Raw genomic sequence first — 18963 nt, 5'->3', positions numbered from 1 at the left:
TAGTGAAAGGTGGTTCTGATGAGAACGCTCTACATTATATTCCTTGCGGGCACGATGCTCGCGGGAACTGCACAAGCAGAAGTCAGGAATGGTGTCTATACCATCCAGTCGAAGGTTAGTGGTAAGTTAGTCGAAGTCGCGAATGCTGATAGCAGTAACGGTGCCAACGTCAGTCAATGGCCGGATAACGGCCATAACACTCAACGTTGGATCATTACTCAGCGTGATGATGGCTACTACTCCATTATTAACCTTAACAGTGCCAAAGCAATGGAAGTATACAGCGCTGGAACGGCTGATGGCGATAATGTTTCACAATGGAAGTATTGGGGTGGTGACACACAAAAGTGGGACATTCGGGATCTCGGTAACAGCTATTATGTGCTGGTAAATAAAAACAGCGGAAAAGCGCTGGATTTATGGGACTGGGATACATCTGATGGAGCAAATATTGATCAGTGGGAGGTCAATAATCTTGATGTTCAGCAATTTCGCTTAAGTTTAGTACAGGCCTCTGGTGGCAAACCGGTGGATACTTCATCTACCAATGGCAGAACCAATCACTGGCCTTTAAGCGGCAATTTGGGCACACACGATCCGACAATCGCCTATGAAGATGGTACCTGGTGGGAATTTCAGACCGGTACCGGTATTTATGGCAAAGTCAGTTACAATGGTTTGGACTGGGAGCCACTTCCCTCCGTATTTCCTCGTGGCTTAAGTTGGTGGTACACCTATGTACCCAACCTGAAAAACGATGATGTGTGGGCTCCGGATGTGAAGCATTATAACGGTCGGGTGTGGCTTTACTATGCAGTTTCGACTTTTGGTTCTCGCGTGTCAGCGATTGGCCTGGCTTCGGCCTCAAGTTTAGCGGCAAGTGACTGGAAAGATCACGGCATGGTGATCAATACAACATCTGCCAATAACTACAATGCCATTGACCCTGACTTAGTGATTGATAAAGACGGAGATCCATGGTTAACCTTTGGTTCATGGAGCTCTGGTATCAAGCTGGTTCGTCTGAATCCAATCACAATGAAACCGATTGGAGAAATTTCAGGACTGGCAAGTCGTTCCGGTGGCATAGAAGCACCAAGTATTGTGTACCGTCGCGGTTACTATTATCTGTTTGTGTCCACAGGTCGCTGTTGTAATGGCGTGGATAGTACTTATCAGATCCGTTACGGCCGGGCCACAGATATTGCCGGTCCGTATCTGGATAAAAATGGTAACGACATGATGAATGGTGGTGGTACTTTACTTGATGGCGGCAACAACAGATGGGTTGGCCCCGGTGGTCAGGATATTGCCAACACTGATGTCATCGTACGCCATGCATATGATGCAACGGATAACGGTAATGCCAAGTTGTTAATTAGTACACTAAACTGGGATAGCAACGGCTGGCCCAAATATTAACCAGAAATATTCACTAGACACAGGTCACTCGGAAGAGTGGCCTGTTCGTTTTTAACACCCAATAATATCCCCTCACCGCTTCTCCCCTAACCACAAATTCTTATCATCATCTCACACTGATCTGATTGCTGGCTCGTATACTACAGAAACATCATATTAATGGAATAAATCATTGCAAAATGAAAAATAAATTGCACTTTGCAACACCCATATGAATATGGAAGTATTGAATTTAGGTGATTATTCATACAAACCATTTAAAATCAATAAATTAAAAACAAATAAAAAATTGGCACGCATACTGCAATAGTTAAAGTGACCCTTTTAAGCCGAGGGTCACCTAGCCAACTGACGTTGTTAGTGAACCAAATTGTTCATATTGACAGCCAATCACAATTCTTGTGGTTGGCTTTTTTTATTCCCTATCGTTAGGCTGCTCAGGTTAGCTTGTGACGGTTTGGTGTGCAGTAAGTCTTTCAATTTCAGTAGCTTCAGAGCTCGCGCATCAGTAACTTTTGAGTGACGCCAAAAGTTATCAAGCCAAACCCAAAAAGATGGCGAAATTATCACCATCCCGGTATGCTCATCTCATTCACATTCCCTGAACACTTTTCCTAAAAAGAAAGGTAGCGGCACAAGAATAAGGACTTCATATGCCCATTGAATTTCTACTCACTTCATTAATCGTTGTATTACTTCCCGGGACCGGTGTGCTTTATACCGTATCTATCGGCCTGACCCGTGGAGCAAAAGCCAGTCTCTATGCTGCATTAGGTTGTACAGCAGGGATTATTCCGCATCTGGTTGCCAGTGTATTCGGGCTTGCTGCAATTTTGCATGCCAGTGCGGTGTTATTCCAGATACTGAAATATGTCGGTGTACTTTATCTCGCTTATCTGGCCTGGGGAATGTGGAAAGATTCGGGGGCACTTACCCTGACTGATGAAGAGTCTCACCAGACAGGTTACCTCACCATCGCATCCAAAGCGGTGTTGATTAATCTTCTCAATCCGAAGCTTTCGATTTTCTTTCTGGCTTTTCTGCCCCAGTTCGTCCCTGCGGGGCAGACATCTCCGGTTCCGTATATGCTGATACTGAGTCTGGTTTTTATGCTGATGACTTTTATCGTATTCGTCATCTACGGCCTGCTGGCCAATAAAATCCGTCATGCCATTATCCAGTCACCCAAAGTCGTACGCCGGATCCAGAAAAGCTTTGCCGGATTATTCATCCTGATGGGCGTCAAACTGGCAGCAATGGAACGTTAATCATTCAGCCCGGAAGGTGAAGCATCACAAAACGTCACTCCCCTGATTTCAGAAACAGTCTGGTAGAGTGACGGTTCCCGGGCAATCACTTCATGTGCCTGTTCTTTCCCGATATAGATATGATCGTTTGCAAACAGATCAAATCCGTTCACTTCGATATGCCCGGAAATCACATAGATCTGTTCCCAGCCCGGATGCAGATGTCTGGGGAGAAAAGCGCCTTGATCCAACTGGAGCAGGGCCGTATTCGGACCGGGTTCTGACTGATGCAACCATGCATAACGAATCCCCGGATAAGGCGTATCCTGCCATTCTCGTTGTGCAGATAAAGAAACAGAAACTGACGCTTTCATTGATTATTTTCTCATTGCTGGCAACTGTATTTACATACAGTACACAACTAAATCCTTATTTTCCAGATTCTGCCGGGGAAATTTCACCCTTCCTCTCTTCCTTCACCGAACTGGGACAAATTATCTTCAATGACATACCAGTTTGCTTTGTACCGGGTGTAAATATGCGCGTCCGGTGTAACGTCAATATCACCATCCAACGTGGCAATGGCGACTTCCATTTGTGCCTGAGGTACATCTTTCCCCCGGAATCCCAGACTCGAACCGCACTCACTGCAAAAAGTCCGGGTGGTGCCGTTCGGAGCAACATATTCTTTCACCAGTGACTGTCCTGATGTCCACTGTACATGTTCGGCAGTAAACAGTGTCCCGAATGCCGCACCATGAAATTTGCGGCACATTGAGCAGTGACAGTGCGCAGCATTTTTACTCAGTCCCCGGACTTCATAAGTCACCTGGCCACATAAACAACTTCCCTGATAAACTTTCATCCTCTTTCTCCTGTGTTCCTGCTTATTTTCCCGTTCATACTCAAAATACCCAGCCACAACTGTACCAATTCATCAGCATTGATGAAACTCACTGAACAACCGGATAAACCATTCGATTTTCGGATCATTATGGCGGGTTTTATGCCAGTAAAGTGTCAGCTGATAATCGGGCACATCCAATGGCATCGGTGACAAACGCAGAGACAGACTTTCAGCAATAGTTTCAGCATACCGGGACGGCGCTGCCAGTAAATAAGGAGTATGCGGCACAAAATAAGGCGCAGCCAGGACACTGGCAGTACGAATCGCAATCTGACGTCGTTTTCTTTGTCGTGACAACGTAATATCAACAATGCCTCTGGATTCATTCCACGGAGTCACCAGAACATGCGGATACTGAAGAAACTGCTTCAGAGAAAGATTCTCAGCAACCGGATGACTCTGACACCGGACACTAACATAGTGATCACTCAGCCAGACAAGGCGATTCAGACTTTCTGAATCTTCCTGCTGATGGGCAAACCCGCACACCAGATCGATCTCTGCGGATTTCAGTGCTGACTCCGGTAACCGTTCCGCCAACTGAATGAATTCAATATGAATATTACCAAACGACTCACTCAGGTATGTGGTGAATTCCCGCATACACCAGGATGTATAATCCGTCACGGCGATTCGGAACACATGAGCATCATCTGGCGTAAAAGCATGAGATGAAGCCAGCCCCTGCCTCAATAGCGCCAATCCCGGCAGAACCTGTTCGGCCAGCCGCTCGGAATAAGCGGTCGGCAACATACGATTCTCAATCCGGATGAAAAGTTCATCACCAAGCCGCTCTCTCAGACGTTGCAGTGCGTGACTGCACGCCGACTGGCTGATATTCAGTTCTTCGGCGCTCAGCGTCACCGAGCCCGTATGATATAAACTGGCAAACAATTTGAGTAAATTTAAATCAATGTTAGGAAATCTGCGCATGACAACCATTCATATGAAGCCTGAATAAAGTGCATTTTATTCATAATTCATTTGAGCATACACTGTCGCTAACCTGAGTCAACGAAAGAAAGGAAATCATGACCATTCATATCAGACCTGCAACAGTCTCAGATGCAACAACGATTCTGGAATTCATCAATCAGCTGGCGATTTACGAAAAAGAGCCCGACGCCGTAGACAACACCGTTGAAGCGATTGAACGTAAGTTATTCGGTGACGACGTTCATGCCCACGCTCTGATTTGTGAAGATGATGGTGAACCAATTGGGTTTGCGGTCTACTTTCTGAATTACTCAACCTGGCTGGGCAAATACGGGTTATATCTGGAAGACTTGTATATTTCTGAAGGAAAACGGGGAATCGGCGCCGGAAAAGCGTTAATGAAGTATCTCGCTCAACTGGCAGTCAGTAAAGATTGCGGCCGTTTCGAATGGACAGTTCTCGACTGGAATCAGAAATCAATCGACTTTTATAAAAGTATCGGTGCTGAGCCACAGGATGAGTGGGTGATCTACCGAATGACCGGACAGGCACTTATCGATTTTGCCCGGCAGGAATAAGTCAGTCAACGGAAATAGTAACTCAGCGGAAATAGTAACTCAGCGGAAATAGTACGTCAGTGGAAATAGTAAAGGGTCAGCATGCTGACCCTTTTTTATTCAGCGTTCAGAACACAGTTCAGGTAATATGAGCGCCCTGTGTACCAACATATACAGAATAAATCGACTGGCTGGCGGTAATAAAGAGCCGGTCACGATGTTTTCCTCCGAAACAGAGATTCGAACAAATCTCCGGAATCTGAATTACACCGATGCGATCTCCGTTCGGCGCAAAGGTATGCACACCATCATAACCTTCTCCGACCCAGCCGGCAGCCGCCCAGATATTACCGTGGATATCAGCACGAATACCATCCGCATTTCCAGTCTTACCATTGTATGTCATTGAGCAGAAATCACGTCCGCCACTAAGAACTTTACCGGTAACATTCCAGACCCGAATAACAGATTTTGCGGCGCTATAATGAGATGCCCCGGTATCAGAAACGTACAGCTTTTTATAATCCGGAGAGAAACAGAGTCCGTTCGGCTTGTAAACATCATCCGTCACCTTCACCACTTTGCCCGTCTGGGCGTCAATACGGTAAACCGCTTCTTTCTGATAAGGCTGCGGTGAACCAGTGTCCGCAAGTGTCCCTTCATACCACCCGAGTGAACCATATCCCGGATCGGTAAACCAGATACTGTCATCATTCGGATTCACCACAACATCATTCGGAGCATTGAACGATTTACCGTCATAGCTATCAGCCAGTACCGTGACACTGCCGTCGTGCTCATACCGAATCACCTGACGGCTCTGATGCAGACAGGAAATCTGACGTCCCTGAAAATCAAACGTATTGCCGTTACTGTTTCCTGACGGCATACGGAAGTTACGCGAAACATGGTCATCTTCGATGGTATAGCGCAACTGCTCATTGCGTGGAATATCACTCCAGATTAAATAGCGCCCTACTGCATTCCAGGCCGGACCTTCTGCCCAGCGCATTCCGGTATAAATACGTTCAACCGCTGCATTGCCGATTTTGTATTTGAAACGCGGGTCGAGCCCGATGATATTCGGATCCGGATAATGAATTGGTGCCGCGCCGGGACTGAATCGATCCGCTAAAGCAGCTTTGGGAAGCATACTGCCTGCCAGCATACCTGCGGAGCCATATAACGTTTTTCTGAGTAAGTTTCGTCGGGTAACAGTCATTATTATTCTTCCTTTTGTTTACTGAATTACGATTGGATCAGTGCCCGCAAAACGGGCAGGTACAGAGCGCAGCCTGCGGAAGATACAGCTGGAAAAAACGGTGTATCTTCCGCCGGTAGCGATAGACAACAAGAAAAACTTTGCTGTAAAACAGTTTCCTTCTCAAACAATCAACAACTGTCCCGGAGCATACGGCAGGTCAGTCAGCCCTAGAACAGATGTCGTTTCAGGCCCGCTTTTTCCAGAATACGGGCTGAAATTTCCTCCACTGATAATGAACTGGTATTGATATACGGAATCGCTTCCCGGCGGAACAGCGCTTCAACATTCGCCAGTTCATGTTCACACTGTGTTGCACTGGCATAGTCACTGTCAGCAAGACGATTCTGACGGATCGCCGTCAGGCGTTCAGCATTGATAGTCAAACCGAACAGTTTGTGCCGGTGAATCTCAAATTGCGGCAGCAGCTTGAGTGCCTGCATATCATCATTAATGAATGGGTAATTCACGACCCTTAGCCCAAACTGCATCGCCATATAGAGACTGGTCGGTGTTTTCCCGCTCCGGGATACGCCGAGAAGAACAATATCGGCCTGCTCAATACCTTTCAGTGAAATACCGTCATCGTGTGCCAGCGTATATTCGATGGCTGCAATCCGGTCAAAATAAGTATCGGTATTTCTGCCGATACTCCGCGAACGCTGCAACTTTGGCTGCGGCTCGGTTTGTGTATCCGCCTGAACCCGCTGGACGATATTTTCCAGCACATCGTAGCAATGTGCTGGCACCTGAAGCAGTTTCTCGCGAATTTCCGGTACAACGATCGAAAAAAACACCAACGGCTGAATACCATTCTGCTGATAAGACGATTCGATCTGTTTCATCAGATCCGTCAATTTTTCCTCGCTTTCAACAAATGGAAAAGTTTTCTCGTTCGCAACAAAGGGAAACTGACCTAAAACTGCATGCCCCAATGTCTCACAAGTGATCGCCGTTCCATCAGAAACGTAGAACACGTCACGACTTTGACTATTTATGTGCATATTTCCTTTAAACTTTCAAATTATTTTGATTAGGATCATTGCCACACTATAAATAGAACGACCCTCGGTATTCAACTACATGTGCCACAGCTTTGAAAATTTCTGGGGTATTTTTTTAGCTGACAGATGTAAACGATTGCCATACCCAATAATAAAGCAATGTTTCTGGAGAAAGACATGCAAGAGAACACCCTATGGTTCAACAGCCTATCGATGGAAAATGTCGATAAAGTCGGCGGAAAAAACGCCTCTCTCGGTGAAATGGTATCTAACCTTGCCAATGCCGGAGTATCTGTACCTAATGGCTTTGCGACGACCTCATATGCGTTTAACCAGTTCCTCGATTATGAAGGACTGGATGAGCGAATCCATCAGTTGCTTGATGAGCTGAATGTCGACGATGTTGATGCCCTGCGTAAGACAGGTGCCACAATCCGTCAATGGGTTTTAGATGCCCCATTCCCTCAAGATTTGGAACAGGAGATCCGGACTAACTATACCGAGTTGACCGGAAATAACCCTGAAATCTCCGTGGCAGTGCGCTCGTCAGCCACGGCCGAAGATTTACCTGACGCATCTTTTGCCGGACAACAGGAAACATTCCTGAACGTGAAAGGCATTGATGCCGTCTTAGAAGCGACCAAGCATGTCTACGCTTCATTGTTTAACGACCGGGCAATTTCGTACCGTGTCCATCAGGGCTTCGATCATCGCGGCATCGCTTTATCTGCGGGTATTCAGCGTATGGTTCGCTCCGATAAAGCCTCTTCAGGGGTAATGTTTACTCTGGATACCGAGTCGGGATTCGATCAGGTTGTCTTTATCACTTCCGCCTGGGGCTTGGGTGAAATGGTTGTTCAGGGTGCGGTAAACCCGGACGAGTTCTATGTCCATAAACCATTGCTGGAAGCTGGTCAGACAGCCATTGTGAAGAAAACATTCGGCTCCAAGCAAGTCAAAATGATTTACTCTGATCGTCAGGAAATCGGCAAACAGGTTGAAATCATCGACACCACAGAGCAGGAACGGCAACAGTTCTCTCTGAATGACGATGAAATCAGAGAGCTTGCCAAACAAGCGATGATCATCGAGAAGCACTATCAGCGTCCGATGGATATTGAATGGGCCAAAGATGGTATTGACGGAAAACTCTACATTGTTCAGGCGCGTCCGGAAACGGTCTGCTCTCAGAGCGAACAGAATGTAATTGAGCGTTTCCAGTTGAATGATAAAGCTGATGTTCTGATGGAAGGCCGTGCAATTGGTCAGCGTATCGGTTCAGGTAAAGTCCGTCTGGTTGATTCGCTGGATCAGATGTCTCTGGTTCAGGAAGGCGACATTCTGGTTACCGACATGACCGACCCTGACTGGGAGCCGGTGATGAAAAAGGCAGCTGCCATTGTAACCAACCGCGGCGGCCGGACCTGTCACGCAGCAATTATTGCCCGTGAACTGGGTATTCCGGCGATTGTAGGCTGTGGTACGGCAACCAGCGATTTACAGGACGGAGCATTAGTCACTGTATCCTGTGCCGAAGGTGAAACCGGATATGTCTACCGTGGCAAGCTGGATTTTGAAGTCCGTCGCTCTTCAGTTGATGAATTGCCGACACTTCCGACCAAGGTGATGATGAACGTAGGTAACCCGGATCGTGCATTTGACTTCGCTCAGATTCCGAACGAAGGTGTCGGACTGGCCCGTCTTGAATTCATCATCAACAAGATGATCGGTATTCACCCGAAAGCATTGCTCAACTTTGATGCTCAGAGTGATGAGCTGAAAGCCGAAATCAGTGAGCGGATTAAAGGTTATCAGGATCCGATCGACTTCTACGTCAGCAAGCTGACCGAAGGAATTGCAACAATCGCTGCGGCTTTCTGGCCGAAGCGGGTCATTGTCCGGATGTCTGATTTCAAGTCAAATGAATACAGCAATCTGGTTGGTGGCAAAGGTTATGAACCGCACGAAGAGAATCCGATGCTCGGCTTCCGGGGCGCTTCCCGCTATATTTCGCCGGTATTTGAAGACTGTTTCGAACTGGAAACTCAAGCGATTAAACGGGTTCGTCAGGAAATGGGACTGAAAAATGTCGAGATCATGATTCCGTTTGTACGGACACCATCAGAAGCTTCATCCGTAATTGATCTGCTGGCTAAATTCGGTCTGCGACGCGGTGATGAAGGGCTGAAAGTCATTATGATGTGTGAGTTGCCATCAAATGCTATTCTGGCTGATGAGTTCCTGAAGCACTTTGACGGCTTCTCAATCGGCTCCAATGATATGACTCAGCTGACTCTGGGTCTGGATCGGGATTCCGGCGACGTCGCTCACCTGTTTGACGAACGTAATCCTGCCGTGAAAGCAATGCTGAAAATGGCAATTGAGGCAGCAGCCCGGGCTGGTAAGTACGTTGGTATCTGTGGTCAGGGACCATCGGACCACGACGATCTGGCAGAATGGCTGATGGAACAGGGAATCAGCTCTGTCTCACTCAACCCGGATACCGTCATTGATACCTGGCTGAAGCTGGGACAGGTTGCTCAGTCCAACTGACTCAGTCACAGCTGATATTTAACGACATAAGGCACGCCGGGGCGTGCCTTATCTTTTCCGGTTTATCGGATTCTGTCTCTCAGATTACCTCATCAACCGGCTTAGGTAATATCCGTTTCATGGGAACATAACGAATCCCATTCATCTCCTGTTCATCTCCCTGCGCCTCGAAGCCATTGCGGAGATAAAAAGAAAGTGCGTTCAGAGAAGACCATAATTCAATCACTGATTTCGTCGCATTTGCGAGCAGCAAATTCAATAAGCGCTGACCTAATCCACACCCCTGAGCCTCTTTAGCCACAAACAGATGGGTAATATAGTACCCATGGCAAATGATACCGAAGCCAACAATATTACCGCCAATCACCGCTTTATACGCCCTGCGTTCGGGTTGCTCCAATACCTGTTTGAGTTCGGTGCCAACGATCGATAAAAAATAATCGACACCGGCCTGACTGAGATAAGGGAAAATATCTTCCTGCGCAACATCGATCACTAAATCAACTAAAAATTGCAGATCTTCCGGCCCTGCTTCTGATATTTCCATACTGTTGTGCACCATATATAAAACAAATAATTACATATCCGAATATACCGTGAGTAGCCATAAATACAACCTTTCGGCCTGCTCAGCCGCTTGAAAAAATAACATCGCTATACTATTCGTTAGGTTAGATCTGGTTCGGTGTGAATTTTATTAATATAACTTATTCATCACACATACGTGACAGAACAAGCAACACATAACTAATAACAAACAACAGTTGCAGCAGCCTTTACAGGCGACCAGTTGGCTAAGGAGAAACAGAATGAACCTATTTAGTACGATACGGGCCAGATATACATTCAATTTTTCATTACTCAGTTTCGTTTTTCTTGTCGTCGTTATTGCCGCTTACGAGCTGGTAACCTACATCCAGCATAATACCGGACGCTACTCGCAAGGTGCTTCCTTAATCCAGAATGCAGACCGGGATCTCTACCAGTCCGGACTTGCTCTCTCAACATTAATCTTTTCGCAGGACTTTACGCTCAATAATAAAGAAGCACTCAGAGAAGACGTTCTATCCAATGCACAGCAGGCACTGGATCGCATGAACGCTTTCATGCAAATGACGAGAGATGAACCTGAAATTGTCAGTTATCTTGCGCCATTTCAGAATTATTACCAACGGTGGAACAAAGAATATAACGCCGTATTAACGGCCCTCGACAGCCATCAGCCTGATGTTGCCATGAATCTGTTTTTAACCCGTAACTTCGATGCTTTCAGAGAATTAAGATCCTTGTATGACGGTTCAGAAGAACTCATCAGCAAATATGCCGCACAAGAGAAACAGCAGATTGATCACCGGGCCGAACAGTTCAAATCATTTGTCTCGATTCTTTCGGTCATCGTGCTGTTTTCCAGCATTATGCTGGCCTGGCTGGCACCGAGAAATATTTCCAATGCGATTAAGAAAGTTACATCGGATATTCATGAAATCAGTCAGGGCGACGGTGATCTTACCCGGCGCATCAATAGCCAGAAATCAGATGAAACCGGAGCACTAAGTCGGGAGCTTGATGGTTTTGTTGACAAACTCGGCCATATTATCCGCCAGATCAGAGGTGGTTGCGGCAGTATTCAGGATGAAATGGAGCGGATTAGTCAGGCTGCTGCGGAATCCTCTTCTTTAAGTGATAAAGAAGATCTGGCTCTGGATCTGGTTGTAACCGCGATAGAAGAAATGAGCTGTGCCACCAAAGACGTGGCCCGGAATGCTGCGGAAACTGCAACTCAGGTTGAACTGCTTTCCCGGCTGGTCGATGAGGGAGAAGATTCCATTCTCAGTTCAACACAGCGCCTGCATGACTTAACCCATCAGGTCGAACATGCTTCGGCGGTCATTGAACGTCTTTCACACAGTTCTGAAAAAATATCTTCTGTTCTGGATGTGATTCTCGGTATTTCAGAACAGACCAACCTACTGGCACTGAATGCTGCAATTGAAGCAGCCCGGGCCGGAGATCAGGGACGGGGTTTTGCCGTTGTCGCCGATGAAGTCAGAGATTTAGCCAGTAAAACACAATTATCGACCGAAGATATCCGTCAAATGATCAACTCTCTGCAAAATGAAGTCTCTGAAGCGGTTCAGTCGATCAAGGCCAGTGTTGATATTGCAGCCAGCACCGAAACCCTGAATGATCAGACCAAACATCTGCTCGATACGGTTAAATCGTCTTCTGATCAGATTCAGGGACTCACGCTGCAAACCGCAAGTGCGACCGATGAGCAGAGTCTGGTGGCCAACGAAATCAACACCAATTTAACTAACCTTTCCGATATGTCGAAACAGATTAAAGACATGTCAAATATGGTGAATCAGTCCGTGCTGGATGCAGTCACTAATATTGAAGTGCTGGCAACCCAGATTAAGCGCTTCTCAGTCTGACATCTGCATGACTAAATACTGATAAAAATGTACGCATAATTCATGTTTTCTGCGGTAGGCCACACATTCACCTGGCGCAGAAAACAGTATGCTACGGCGCTGTTTGTTTCCCTTCTTACCTGCAATATCCCTTCCCTTTCGTGAACAAAAGTTACAAAAGCACAAGATAGTTACATTAGACAGAGAATCAATCTTTCTTCCCACCAGTGTTGATAGACTACCCATACAAAATAATAAAGCATCCTCTAACCAACCCTACACAAAAGACGCAGGTAAACTATGTTGACCAGTAACTCTATCAATCAAACGGATAAGCGCATGATTCATCTCATCTTTGCGCTTTCTGCAGCAGTGATACTGCTTGCAACGATCCAGAATAAGATGCCGACAGGGATCATTGGCGCGATAGGTGTCATGGCCGTTGTCGGATATATCCTGAATGTCGTCGGTGATAAAACACCGATTCTGAACCAGTTCTTTGGCGGTGGCGCCATCGCAATTATCTTCGGTTCTTCTTACCTTTTTCACAGTGGACTTCTTCCACAAGAAATTGCCGGCTCGATTACCACATTTGTCAAAGGTGGTGGTTTCCTCTCTTTCTTTATTGCCAGTCTGGTCACCGGTTCAATTCTGGGCATGGACAGAAACGTTCTGAAAAAAGCGGCCCTAAAATATATTCCGGTCATTTTCGGCGGTGTTATTTTTGCGTTTCTGTTTGCCGGTCTGGTCGGTTTTATGGTCGGAGATGGCTTTTTTGATTCCATCATGCTGATTGCTTTGCCGATCATGGGCGGCGGCATGGGAGCAGGCGCCGTTCCTCTGGTTGAGATTATGTCCGGAAATACCACCATGTCCGCGGCGGAACTGATGTCAAGAATGGTTCCGGCACTGGCTATCGGTAATGCTATGGCGATCGTCGTCGCCGGTTTACTCAACAAACTCGGCAATATGTATCCGTCTCTGACGGGTAACGGTCAGTTGATTCGTGGTTCCCAACAACCATCTCTTGAAGACAAAGAAGAAAAATCTTCAATCGATACACTCGGTCTCGGTGCTCTGCTTGCCATCACGATGTTTTTTGTCGGCAGCATGCTGGCACAGGTCATCAGCATGCACACATATGCGCTGATGATCCTTTTTGTTGCCTTTATAAAAGTGACTGGCCTGATTCCCCGTGAACTCGAAAAATCAGCCCATGCCTGGTACAAATTTGTCGTTGATAACCTGACTCCGGCACTATTGGTTGGTATCGGCGTCGCTTATACCGATCTCAACCAGATTATTGCTTCCCTCAGCGTCGAATACTTCCTGATGGTCTTTGCTACCGTCGCTGGTGCTGTGGTTGGTGCCGCTCTGGTGGGTCGTCTGATGGGATTTTATGCCATTGAAGCCGCGATTACCGCAGGTCTGTGTATGGCAAATATGGGTGGAACAGGTGATGTTGCCGTTCTGGCTGCATCCAAACGAATGGAGCTCATGCCTTTCGCTCAGATCTCTTCCCGGATCGGCGGTGCATTTATGCTCATTCTGGCAACACTGATACTCTCATTACTTAAATAAGATGTTTAAATAAAACGTTTAGATAAAACTGGAATAACACACTGAGATTAAACAGGATAAATATTAAATAAGCGTCCGGAGCCTGCTCATACTCCGATTCGCGTTTAATCCTCAGAAAATACGGAAAAGCAATACTGTCAGCCCAAGGAAAATAAGCATTCATTTCAGAATAACAAGAATGCATAAGGTATCCGGCCCGCAAGGGCCGGTATACCCACTTGTTTGATGTGGAAAGTACTCCGGTACTTTGAATTGATTATTTTTACACTTGGAGGATAGCTGTGAAAACCTTAACCACAGATATCGCAATCATTGGTGCTGGTGGTGCAGGACTTCGTTCTGCCATTGCCGCAACCGAAGCAAATCCGGATCTGGAAATCGCCCTGATTTCCAAAGTCTACCCGATGCGTTCCCACTCCGTTGCTGCCGAAGGTGGCTCCGCTGCCGTTATCAAAGAAGAAGACAGTTTAGACAATCACTTTAACGACACGGTCGGTGGTGGTGACTGGTTGTGTGAACAGGATGTCGTCGAGTATTTTGTTGCCAACGCAACCCGGGAAATGATCCAGATGGAGCAATGGGGTTGCCCCTGGAGCCGGAAAGAAAACGGTGAAGTCAACGTCCGTCGTTTCGGCGGGATGAAAGTTGAAAGAACTTGGTTTGCCGCAGACAAAACCGGTTTTCACATGCTGCATACCCTCTTTCAAACCTCAATCAAATATCCGCAAATCAAACGCTTTGACGAATACTTCGTGGTTGACCTACTGGTTGACGAAGGCAATGTTCAGGGCTTAATTGCCGTCCACATGTCTGAAGGTGAACTGGTTACTATTAAAGCAAAATCCGTGATTCTCGCCACCGGTGGTGCCGGACGTGTCTATCACTGTAACACCAACGGCGGCATTGTGACCGGTGACGGGATGGCAATGGCGTATCGCCACGGTGTTCCGCTCCGGGATATGGAGTTTGTCCAGTACCACCCGACCGGCCTGCCCGGCACCGGTATTCTGATGACCGAAGGCTGTCGTGGCGAAGGCGGTATTATCGTCAATAAAAACGGCTACCGTTATCTTCAGGACTACGGCATGGGACCGGAAACACCGGTCGGTCAGCCAAAGAACAAATATATGGAACTTGGCCCGCGTGACAAGGTTTCTCAGGCATTCTGGCACGAGCAGCAGAAAGGCAACACCATCAAACATCCGCTGGGTGATGTCGTTCATCTGGATCTGCGTCATCTGGGAGCAGATTACCTCCATGAGCGCCTGCCGTTTATCTGTGAGCTGGCTAAAGCCTATGTCAACGTCGATCCGGTCAAAGAGCCGATCCCAATCCGTCCGACCGTTCACTACACCATGGGTGGTATCGAAACCAATGCGCAGTGTGAAACCCGGATTCAGGGGCTGTTTGCCGTTGGTGAATGCTCCTCTGTTGGTCTGCACGGAGCCAACCGCCTCGGTTCCAACTCGCTGGCTGAATTCGTGGTCTTCGGACGGGTTGCCGGCGAACAGGCCGTGAAACGCGTTGAAGATTTTAAAGGCTGGAACGATGCGGCGATTACCGCACAAATCGAATCCACCGAAGCCCGGATTTCAGCGCTGCTGAATCAGGAAGGTGATGAAAACTGGGCGGACATCCGGACTGAAATGGGTCACGCGATGGAAGCCGGTTGCGGTATCTACCGTCAGGAAGATCTGATGCAACAGGCGATCGATAAACTGGCTGAGCTGAAAGAACGCTATAAGAAAATCAGCATCAAAGATAAAGGCAAAGTATTTAATACCGACCTGCTGTATGCACTGGAAGTTGGTTATGGTCTGGAAGTCGCCGAAGCCATGGTTCACTCAGCCATTCTGCGGAAAGAATCCCGCGGTGCTCACCAGCGCCTTGATGAAGGCTGTACCGAGCGTGACGATGTGAACTACCTCAAGCACTCACTGGCATTCTACCAGAAAGATGCTGCCCCACGGATTGACTACAGTGATGTCACTATCACCAAGTCACAGCCGAAAGCACGTCTTTACGGAGCCGCAGCTGAGCAGGCTGCCGCTGAAGAAGCACAACAGCGCGGAGAGGAGAATTAATCATGGTAGCTCAACGCATCCAAAAAGTTGAAATTCTGCGCTATGACCCAGAAAAAGATACCAAACCTTACTTACAGACATTTGAGGTGCCTTTTAACGAAACCATGTCGATCCTCGACACGATTTCTTATGTGAAAGACTATCTGGACAAAAATCTGTCTTATCGCTGGTCCTGCCGGATGGCGATCTGCGGATCCTGTGGCGTAATGGTCAACGGTGTTCCTAAACTGGCCTGTAAAAGCTTCCTGCGGGATTATCCGGACGGCGTGAAAATCGAACCACTGGCTAACTTCCCGATAGAGAAAGACCTGATTGTGGACATGACCCCGTTCATCGAACGGCTGGAAGCGATCAAGCCTTATATCATCGGCAATGACCGCAAGCCGGAAGACGGTACTAACCTGCAAACCCCGGAGCAAATGGCAAAATACAAACAGTTTGCCGGATGCATCAACTGTGGTTTGTGCTATGCCGCCTGTCCGCAGTTTGGCCTGAATCCGGAGTTTATCGGTCCGGCTGCACTGACACTGGCACACCGCTACAACCTCGACAGCCGGGACAACGGTAAAGCCGAACGGATGAAGCTGATCAACGGTGAAAACGGCGCCTGGGGTTGTACCTTCGTCGGTTACTGCTCTGAAGTCTGTCCGAAAAGTGTCGATCCGGCAGCCGCAGTGAACCAGGGCAAACTGGAATCGTCTATGGACTTTGTCATCGCGATGCTGAAACCTCAGGAGGCCTAAGAAATGAGTAATCGTAAGCCCTATATCAGGGAAGTAAAACGGACCTGGTGGAAAAACAATCCGTTTTACCGCTTCTACATGCTGCGGGAAGGCACGGTGATTCCCCTGATTTTCTTTACGCTCGCACTCACAGCCGGGTTGCTCTGTCTGGTGAAAGGACCGGAAGCATGGCAGTCATGGCTGAATTTCATGGCGAATCCACTGGTTGTTGCCATTAATATCGTGGCCCTGATCGCCAGTCTGTTTCATGCCCATACCTTCTTTGGCATGATGCCGCAGGTGATTCCGGTTCGGATTAAAGGCAAAAAACTGAGCACCGGAATCATCGTTCTGGGGCAATGGTTCATTGTTGCGGTCATTTCACTACTTGCACTCGTGCTGATTTAAGGAGTACCACATGATTAATCTTAATCCCAGACGTTCTGATGAACCCATCTGGTGGGGACTTTTCGGTGCCGGCGGCACCTGGTTCGCAATGCTGACACCGGTCACTATTCTGGTAATAGGTATTCTCGGCCCTTTGGGTATTCTGAATGCAGACACCCTGAGCTATGAAAGCGTCAGCAATTTTGTTTCCCATATTTTCGGCGCTCTGTTTGTCATCGGTACGCTCGCACTGCCAATGTGGCACGCCATGCACCGGGTGCATCACGGTATGCATGACCTGAAATTTCATACCGGCATTGTCGGTAAAATTCTGTGCTATGCCATCGCATTTGCCGTATCGGCTATCGCAGTTATTTTTGTATTCATGGTTGGGTAAATTCCCCTTTGTGACCTGACTTGCTCTTTGTTCAGGTCACTTTTTTTAAGAGGTAATAAGATGTTTTATATACATATGATGTTGCTGCTTGCCATCATTTTCATCGGGATCCGGCATGGCGGTATCGCGTTCGGTCTGCTCGGCGGACTTGGCGTCACCATCCTTGCATTTGTGTTCAAAGTAGCACCGGGACATCCGCCTATCAGCGTGATGCTGATTATTCTCTCAGTCGTTGCTGCTTCAGCAACTCTGGAAGCCACCGGTGGTTTAAAACTATTGGTAAAATATGCCGAAAAACTGATGCGTAAACACCCCGGACAGATCGTCTTTTTGGGACCATTGTGTACCTACTCTCTGACTGTTCTGGTTGGCACCGGCCACTCTGTTTATCCACTGCTTCCGGTCATTTACGATGTCGCCTATAAAAAAGGCATTCGTCCGGAGCGTCCGATGGCAATTGCTTCGGTAGCATCACAGGTTGGTATTACAGCCAGTCCGATTGCTGCCGCTGCTGCTGTGGTCATGGCAACCGCTGTTGATAATCATCTGGATATCGGTCTTATCGACGTTCTGATGGTCACCATTCCTGCAACGCTGACCGGTCTGCTGGTCGCCTGTACCTGGAGTCTGAAACGCGGTAAAGATCTGGATAAAGACCCAGAGTTTAAAGAGCGTTGTAAAGATCCTGAATTCGTTCAGGAGCTGGAAGATAATAGCTCACTGGATCAAGATCACGGCATCGACAAAAATGCGAAAAAAGGACTGCTGATCTTTATGCTGGGTATTGCTGCGGTGGTTTTCGTCGCAATGTTCGGGAAAAATCTGGGGCTGCTGCCTCCGGGTGTCAAAATGTCCGTCGGTATTCAGTTCCTGATGCTCGCCGTTGGCGCAATCATTCTGGTTACCACCAAAGTTCCGCCGAAAAAGATCGTGCACAGTAATGTGTTTATTGCCGGGATGACCGCCGTGATTATCATCTTCGGTATTGCCTGGATGAGTGACACGATCATCAGCTATCACAAAACCTATCTGATCGATATGGTCCGCGATATTGTTCATGCACATCCATGGGCGTTTGCTATCGCGATGTTCTCTGTCTCTATCTTCCTGAAGAGCCAGGCGGCAGTTCTGACGATCATGTTACCACTCGGTTTCTCTCTGGGTATTCCACCTAAAGTTCTGATCGGGGTATTACCAGCCTGCTACGCTTATTTCTTCTTCCCGTTTTATCCGAGCGATCTGGCGGCAATCACCTTTGACCGTACCGGAACCACACGGATTGGGAAATACGTACTGAATCACAGCTTTATCCTGCCGGGATTCATCTGTGTACTCACTTCAACGATTGTCGGTTACTTCCTTTCAACTGCAATCCATTAATTTGATTCTCCCGTATACCATCATGGTGTACGGGAGCCAGCTCTCACTTCCTGCCAGCTTTCTCCTTTCTCTCTTCTCCCTAATCGCAATACACGTGGTACAATCCCTCAC

At 47.5% G+C, this 18963-nt stretch carries 17 protein-coding genes; 11 read left to right on the top strand and 6 right to left on the bottom strand.

Annotation, left to right across the window (positions count from 1 at the left end; all coding sequences use genetic code 11):
* Positions 1-18 precede the first annotated feature (18 nt).
* Together OCU74_RS22045 and OCU74_RS06145 are read left to right on the top strand one after the other, a co-directional pair.
* Positions 19-1422, top strand: a complete 1404-nt coding sequence (locus OCU74_RS22045; RefSeq protein ID WP_200807632.1) for an RICIN domain-containing protein — start codon at positions 19-21, stop codon at positions 1420-1422.
* Positions 1423-2075: 653 nt separating this feature from the next.
* Positions 2076-2690: a LysE family translocator gene (locus tag OCU74_RS06145; RefSeq protein WP_087478895.1), complete on the top strand. Its 615-nt coding sequence runs from the start codon at positions 2076-2078 to the stop codon at positions 2688-2690.
* Here the strand turns inward: OCU74_RS06145 and OCU74_RS06140 are convergent.
* From OCU74_RS06140 to OCU74_RS06130, 3 genes are all read right to left on the bottom strand, one after another.
* Positions 2687-3043, bottom strand: a complete 357-nt coding sequence (locus OCU74_RS06140; RefSeq protein WP_087478894.1) for a cupin domain-containing protein — start codon at positions 3041-3043, stop codon at positions 2687-2689. The two genes, OCU74_RS06145 and OCU74_RS06140, sit on opposite strands and share 4 nt — an antisense overlap.
* An 83-nt stretch (positions 3044-3126) precedes the next feature.
* Positions 3127-3534: a GFA family protein gene (locus OCU74_RS06135; RefSeq protein ID WP_087478893.1), complete on the bottom strand. Its 408-nt coding sequence runs from the start codon at positions 3532-3534 to the stop codon at positions 3127-3129.
* A gap of 72 nt (positions 3535-3606) precedes the next feature.
* Complete coding sequence (locus tag OCU74_RS06130; protein WP_087478892.1) at positions 3607-4509, bottom strand: LysR family transcriptional regulator; 903 nt, start codon at positions 4507-4509, stop codon at positions 3607-3609.
* Between the two features lie 98 nt (positions 4510-4607).
* Between OCU74_RS06130 and OCU74_RS06125 the strand changes: the two genes are divergently transcribed.
* Positions 4608-5090, top strand: a complete 483-nt coding sequence (locus tag OCU74_RS06125; protein ID WP_087478891.1) for a GNAT family N-acetyltransferase — start codon at positions 4608-4610, stop codon at positions 5088-5090.
* Positions 5091-5208: 118 nt separating this feature from the next.
* Here the strand turns inward: OCU74_RS06125 and OCU74_RS06120 are convergent, their stop codons facing one another.
* Together OCU74_RS06120 and ppsR are read right to left on the bottom strand one after the other, a co-directional pair.
* On the bottom strand, positions 5209-6291 hold the full coding sequence (locus OCU74_RS06120; RefSeq protein ID WP_087478890.1) for an SMP-30/gluconolactonase/LRE family protein: 1083 nt from the start codon (positions 6289-6291) through the stop codon (positions 5209-5211).
* A 209-nt stretch (positions 6292-6500) separates the two neighbouring features.
* On the bottom strand, positions 6501-7334 hold the full coding sequence (gene ppsR / locus OCU74_RS06115) for a posphoenolpyruvate synthetase regulatory kinase/phosphorylase PpsR (protein WP_087478889.1): 834 nt from the start codon (positions 7332-7334) through the stop codon (positions 6501-6503).
* 177 nt (positions 7335-7511) lie between these two features.
* Here ppsR and ppsA point away from each other — a divergent pair, with 177 nt between their 5' ends.
* On the top strand, positions 7512-9887 hold the full coding sequence (gene ppsA, locus OCU74_RS06110; RefSeq protein WP_200807631.1) for a phosphoenolpyruvate synthase: 2376 nt from the start codon (positions 7512-7514) through the stop codon (positions 9885-9887).
* A gap of 79 nt (positions 9888-9966) precedes the next feature.
* On the opposite strand, the gene OCU74_RS06105 is transcribed toward ppsA, so the two are convergent.
* The gene (locus OCU74_RS06105; RefSeq protein ID WP_087478887.1) at positions 9967-10434 is read right to left on the bottom strand and encodes a GNAT family N-acetyltransferase; all 468 of its coding nucleotides are present in this window, start codon (positions 10432-10434) and stop codon (positions 9967-9969) included.
* A 262-nt stretch (positions 10435-10696) separates the two neighbouring features.
* Between OCU74_RS06105 and OCU74_RS06100 the strand changes: the two genes are divergently transcribed.
* The 7 genes from OCU74_RS06100 (at position 10697) to OCU74_RS06070 (ending at position 18852) form a co-directional block, all read left to right on the top strand.
* Entirely contained in the window at positions 10697-12322 is a 1626-nt protein-coding gene (locus OCU74_RS06100; RefSeq protein ID WP_087478886.1) for a methyl-accepting chemotaxis protein, read from the top strand.
* 318 nt (positions 12323-12640) lie between these two features.
* The gene (locus OCU74_RS06095; protein ID WP_234993504.1) at positions 12641-13882 is read left to right on the top strand and encodes a 2-hydroxycarboxylate transporter family protein; all 1242 of its coding nucleotides are present in this window, start codon (positions 12641-12643) and stop codon (positions 13880-13882) included.
* A gap of 281 nt (positions 13883-14163) precedes the next feature.
* Positions 14164-15966, top strand: coding sequence for a fumarate reductase (quinol) flavoprotein subunit (frdA, locus tag OCU74_RS06090; RefSeq protein WP_261856161.1), 1803 nt, complete (start codon positions 14164-14166; stop codon positions 15964-15966).
* 2 nt (positions 15967-15968) lie between these two features.
* Positions 15969-16709, top strand: coding sequence for a succinate dehydrogenase/fumarate reductase iron-sulfur subunit (locus OCU74_RS06085; RefSeq protein WP_261856160.1), 741 nt, complete (start codon positions 15969-15971; stop codon positions 16707-16709).
* A 3-nt stretch (positions 16710-16712) separates the two neighbouring features.
* Positions 16713-17096 carry a fumarate reductase subunit FrdC gene (gene frdC, locus OCU74_RS06080; RefSeq protein ID WP_087483079.1) on the top strand — a complete coding sequence of 128 codons (384 nt, stop codon included), beginning with the start codon at positions 16713-16715 and terminating at the stop codon, positions 17094-17096.
* Positions 17097-17106: 10 nt separating this feature from the next.
* The gene (gene frdD, locus OCU74_RS06075; RefSeq protein ID WP_087483078.1) at positions 17107-17472 is read left to right on the top strand and encodes a fumarate reductase subunit FrdD; all 366 of its coding nucleotides are present in this window, start codon (positions 17107-17109) and stop codon (positions 17470-17472) included.
* 60 nt (positions 17473-17532) lie between these two features.
* Positions 17533-18852, top strand: a complete 1320-nt coding sequence (locus tag OCU74_RS06070; RefSeq protein WP_087483077.1) for an anaerobic C4-dicarboxylate transporter — start codon at positions 17533-17535, stop codon at positions 18850-18852.
* The last annotated feature ends 111 nt before the right edge of the window (positions 18853-18963 follow it).

The sequence above is a fragment of the Vibrio mangrovi genome, from assembly GCF_024346955.1.
Taxonomy (GTDB): Bacteria; Pseudomonadota; Gammaproteobacteria; order Enterobacterales; family Vibrionaceae; genus Vibrio; species Vibrio mangrovi.
The sequence above is the reverse complement of the archived record's forward strand: the minus strand, read 5'-3'. Positions and strand labels throughout refer to the sequence as shown.

Coding starts and splice junctions, on each gene's coding strand:
- OCU74_RS06145 (WP_087478895.1), top strand. CDS start 2,076: ATGCCCATTGAATTTCTACTCACTTCATTAATCGTTGTATTACTTCCC.
- OCU74_RS06125 (WP_087478891.1), top strand. CDS start 4,608: ATGACCATTCATATCAGACCTGCAACAGTCTCAGATGCAACAACGATT.
- OCU74_RS06120 (WP_087478890.1), bottom strand. CDS start 6,291: ATGACTGTTACCCGACGAAACTTACTCAGAAAAACGTTATATGGCTCC.
- OCU74_RS06135 (WP_087478893.1), bottom strand. CDS start 3,534: ATGAAAGTTTATCAGGGAAGTTGTTTATGTGGCCAGGTGACTTATGAA.
- frdD (WP_087483078.1), top strand. CDS start 17,107: ATGATTAATCTTAATCCCAGACGTTCTGATGAACCCATCTGGTGGGGA.
- OCU74_RS06070 (WP_087483077.1), top strand. CDS start 17,533: ATGTTTTATATACATATGATGTTGCTGCTTGCCATCATTTTCATCGGG.
- OCU74_RS06100 (WP_087478886.1), top strand. CDS start 10,697: ATGAACCTATTTAGTACGATACGGGCCAGATATACATTCAATTTTTCA.
- ppsR (WP_087478889.1), bottom strand. CDS start 7,334: ATGCACATAAATAGTCAAAGTCGTGACGTGTTCTACGTTTCTGATGGA.
- frdC (WP_087483079.1), top strand. CDS start 16,713: ATGAGTAATCGTAAGCCCTATATCAGGGAAGTAAAACGGACCTGGTGG.
- ppsA (WP_200807631.1), top strand. CDS start 7,512: ATGCAAGAGAACACCCTATGGTTCAACAGCCTATCGATGGAAAATGTC.
- OCU74_RS06105 (WP_087478887.1), bottom strand. CDS start 10,434: ATGGAAATATCAGAAGCAGGGCCGGAAGATCTGCAATTTTTAGTTGAT.
- OCU74_RS06130 (WP_087478892.1), bottom strand. CDS start 4,509: ATGCGCAGATTTCCTAACATTGATTTAAATTTACTCAAATTGTTTGCC.
- OCU74_RS22045 (WP_200807632.1), top strand. CDS start 19: ATGAGAACGCTCTACATTATATTCCTTGCGGGCACGATGCTCGCGGGA.
- OCU74_RS06095 (WP_234993504.1), top strand. CDS start 12,641: ATGATTCATCTCATCTTTGCGCTTTCTGCAGCAGTGATACTGCTTGCA.
- OCU74_RS06140 (WP_087478894.1), bottom strand. CDS start 3,043: ATGAAAGCGTCAGTTTCTGTTTCTTTATCTGCACAACGAGAATGGCAG.
- OCU74_RS06085 (WP_261856160.1), top strand. CDS start 15,969: ATGGTAGCTCAACGCATCCAAAAAGTTGAAATTCTGCGCTATGACCCA.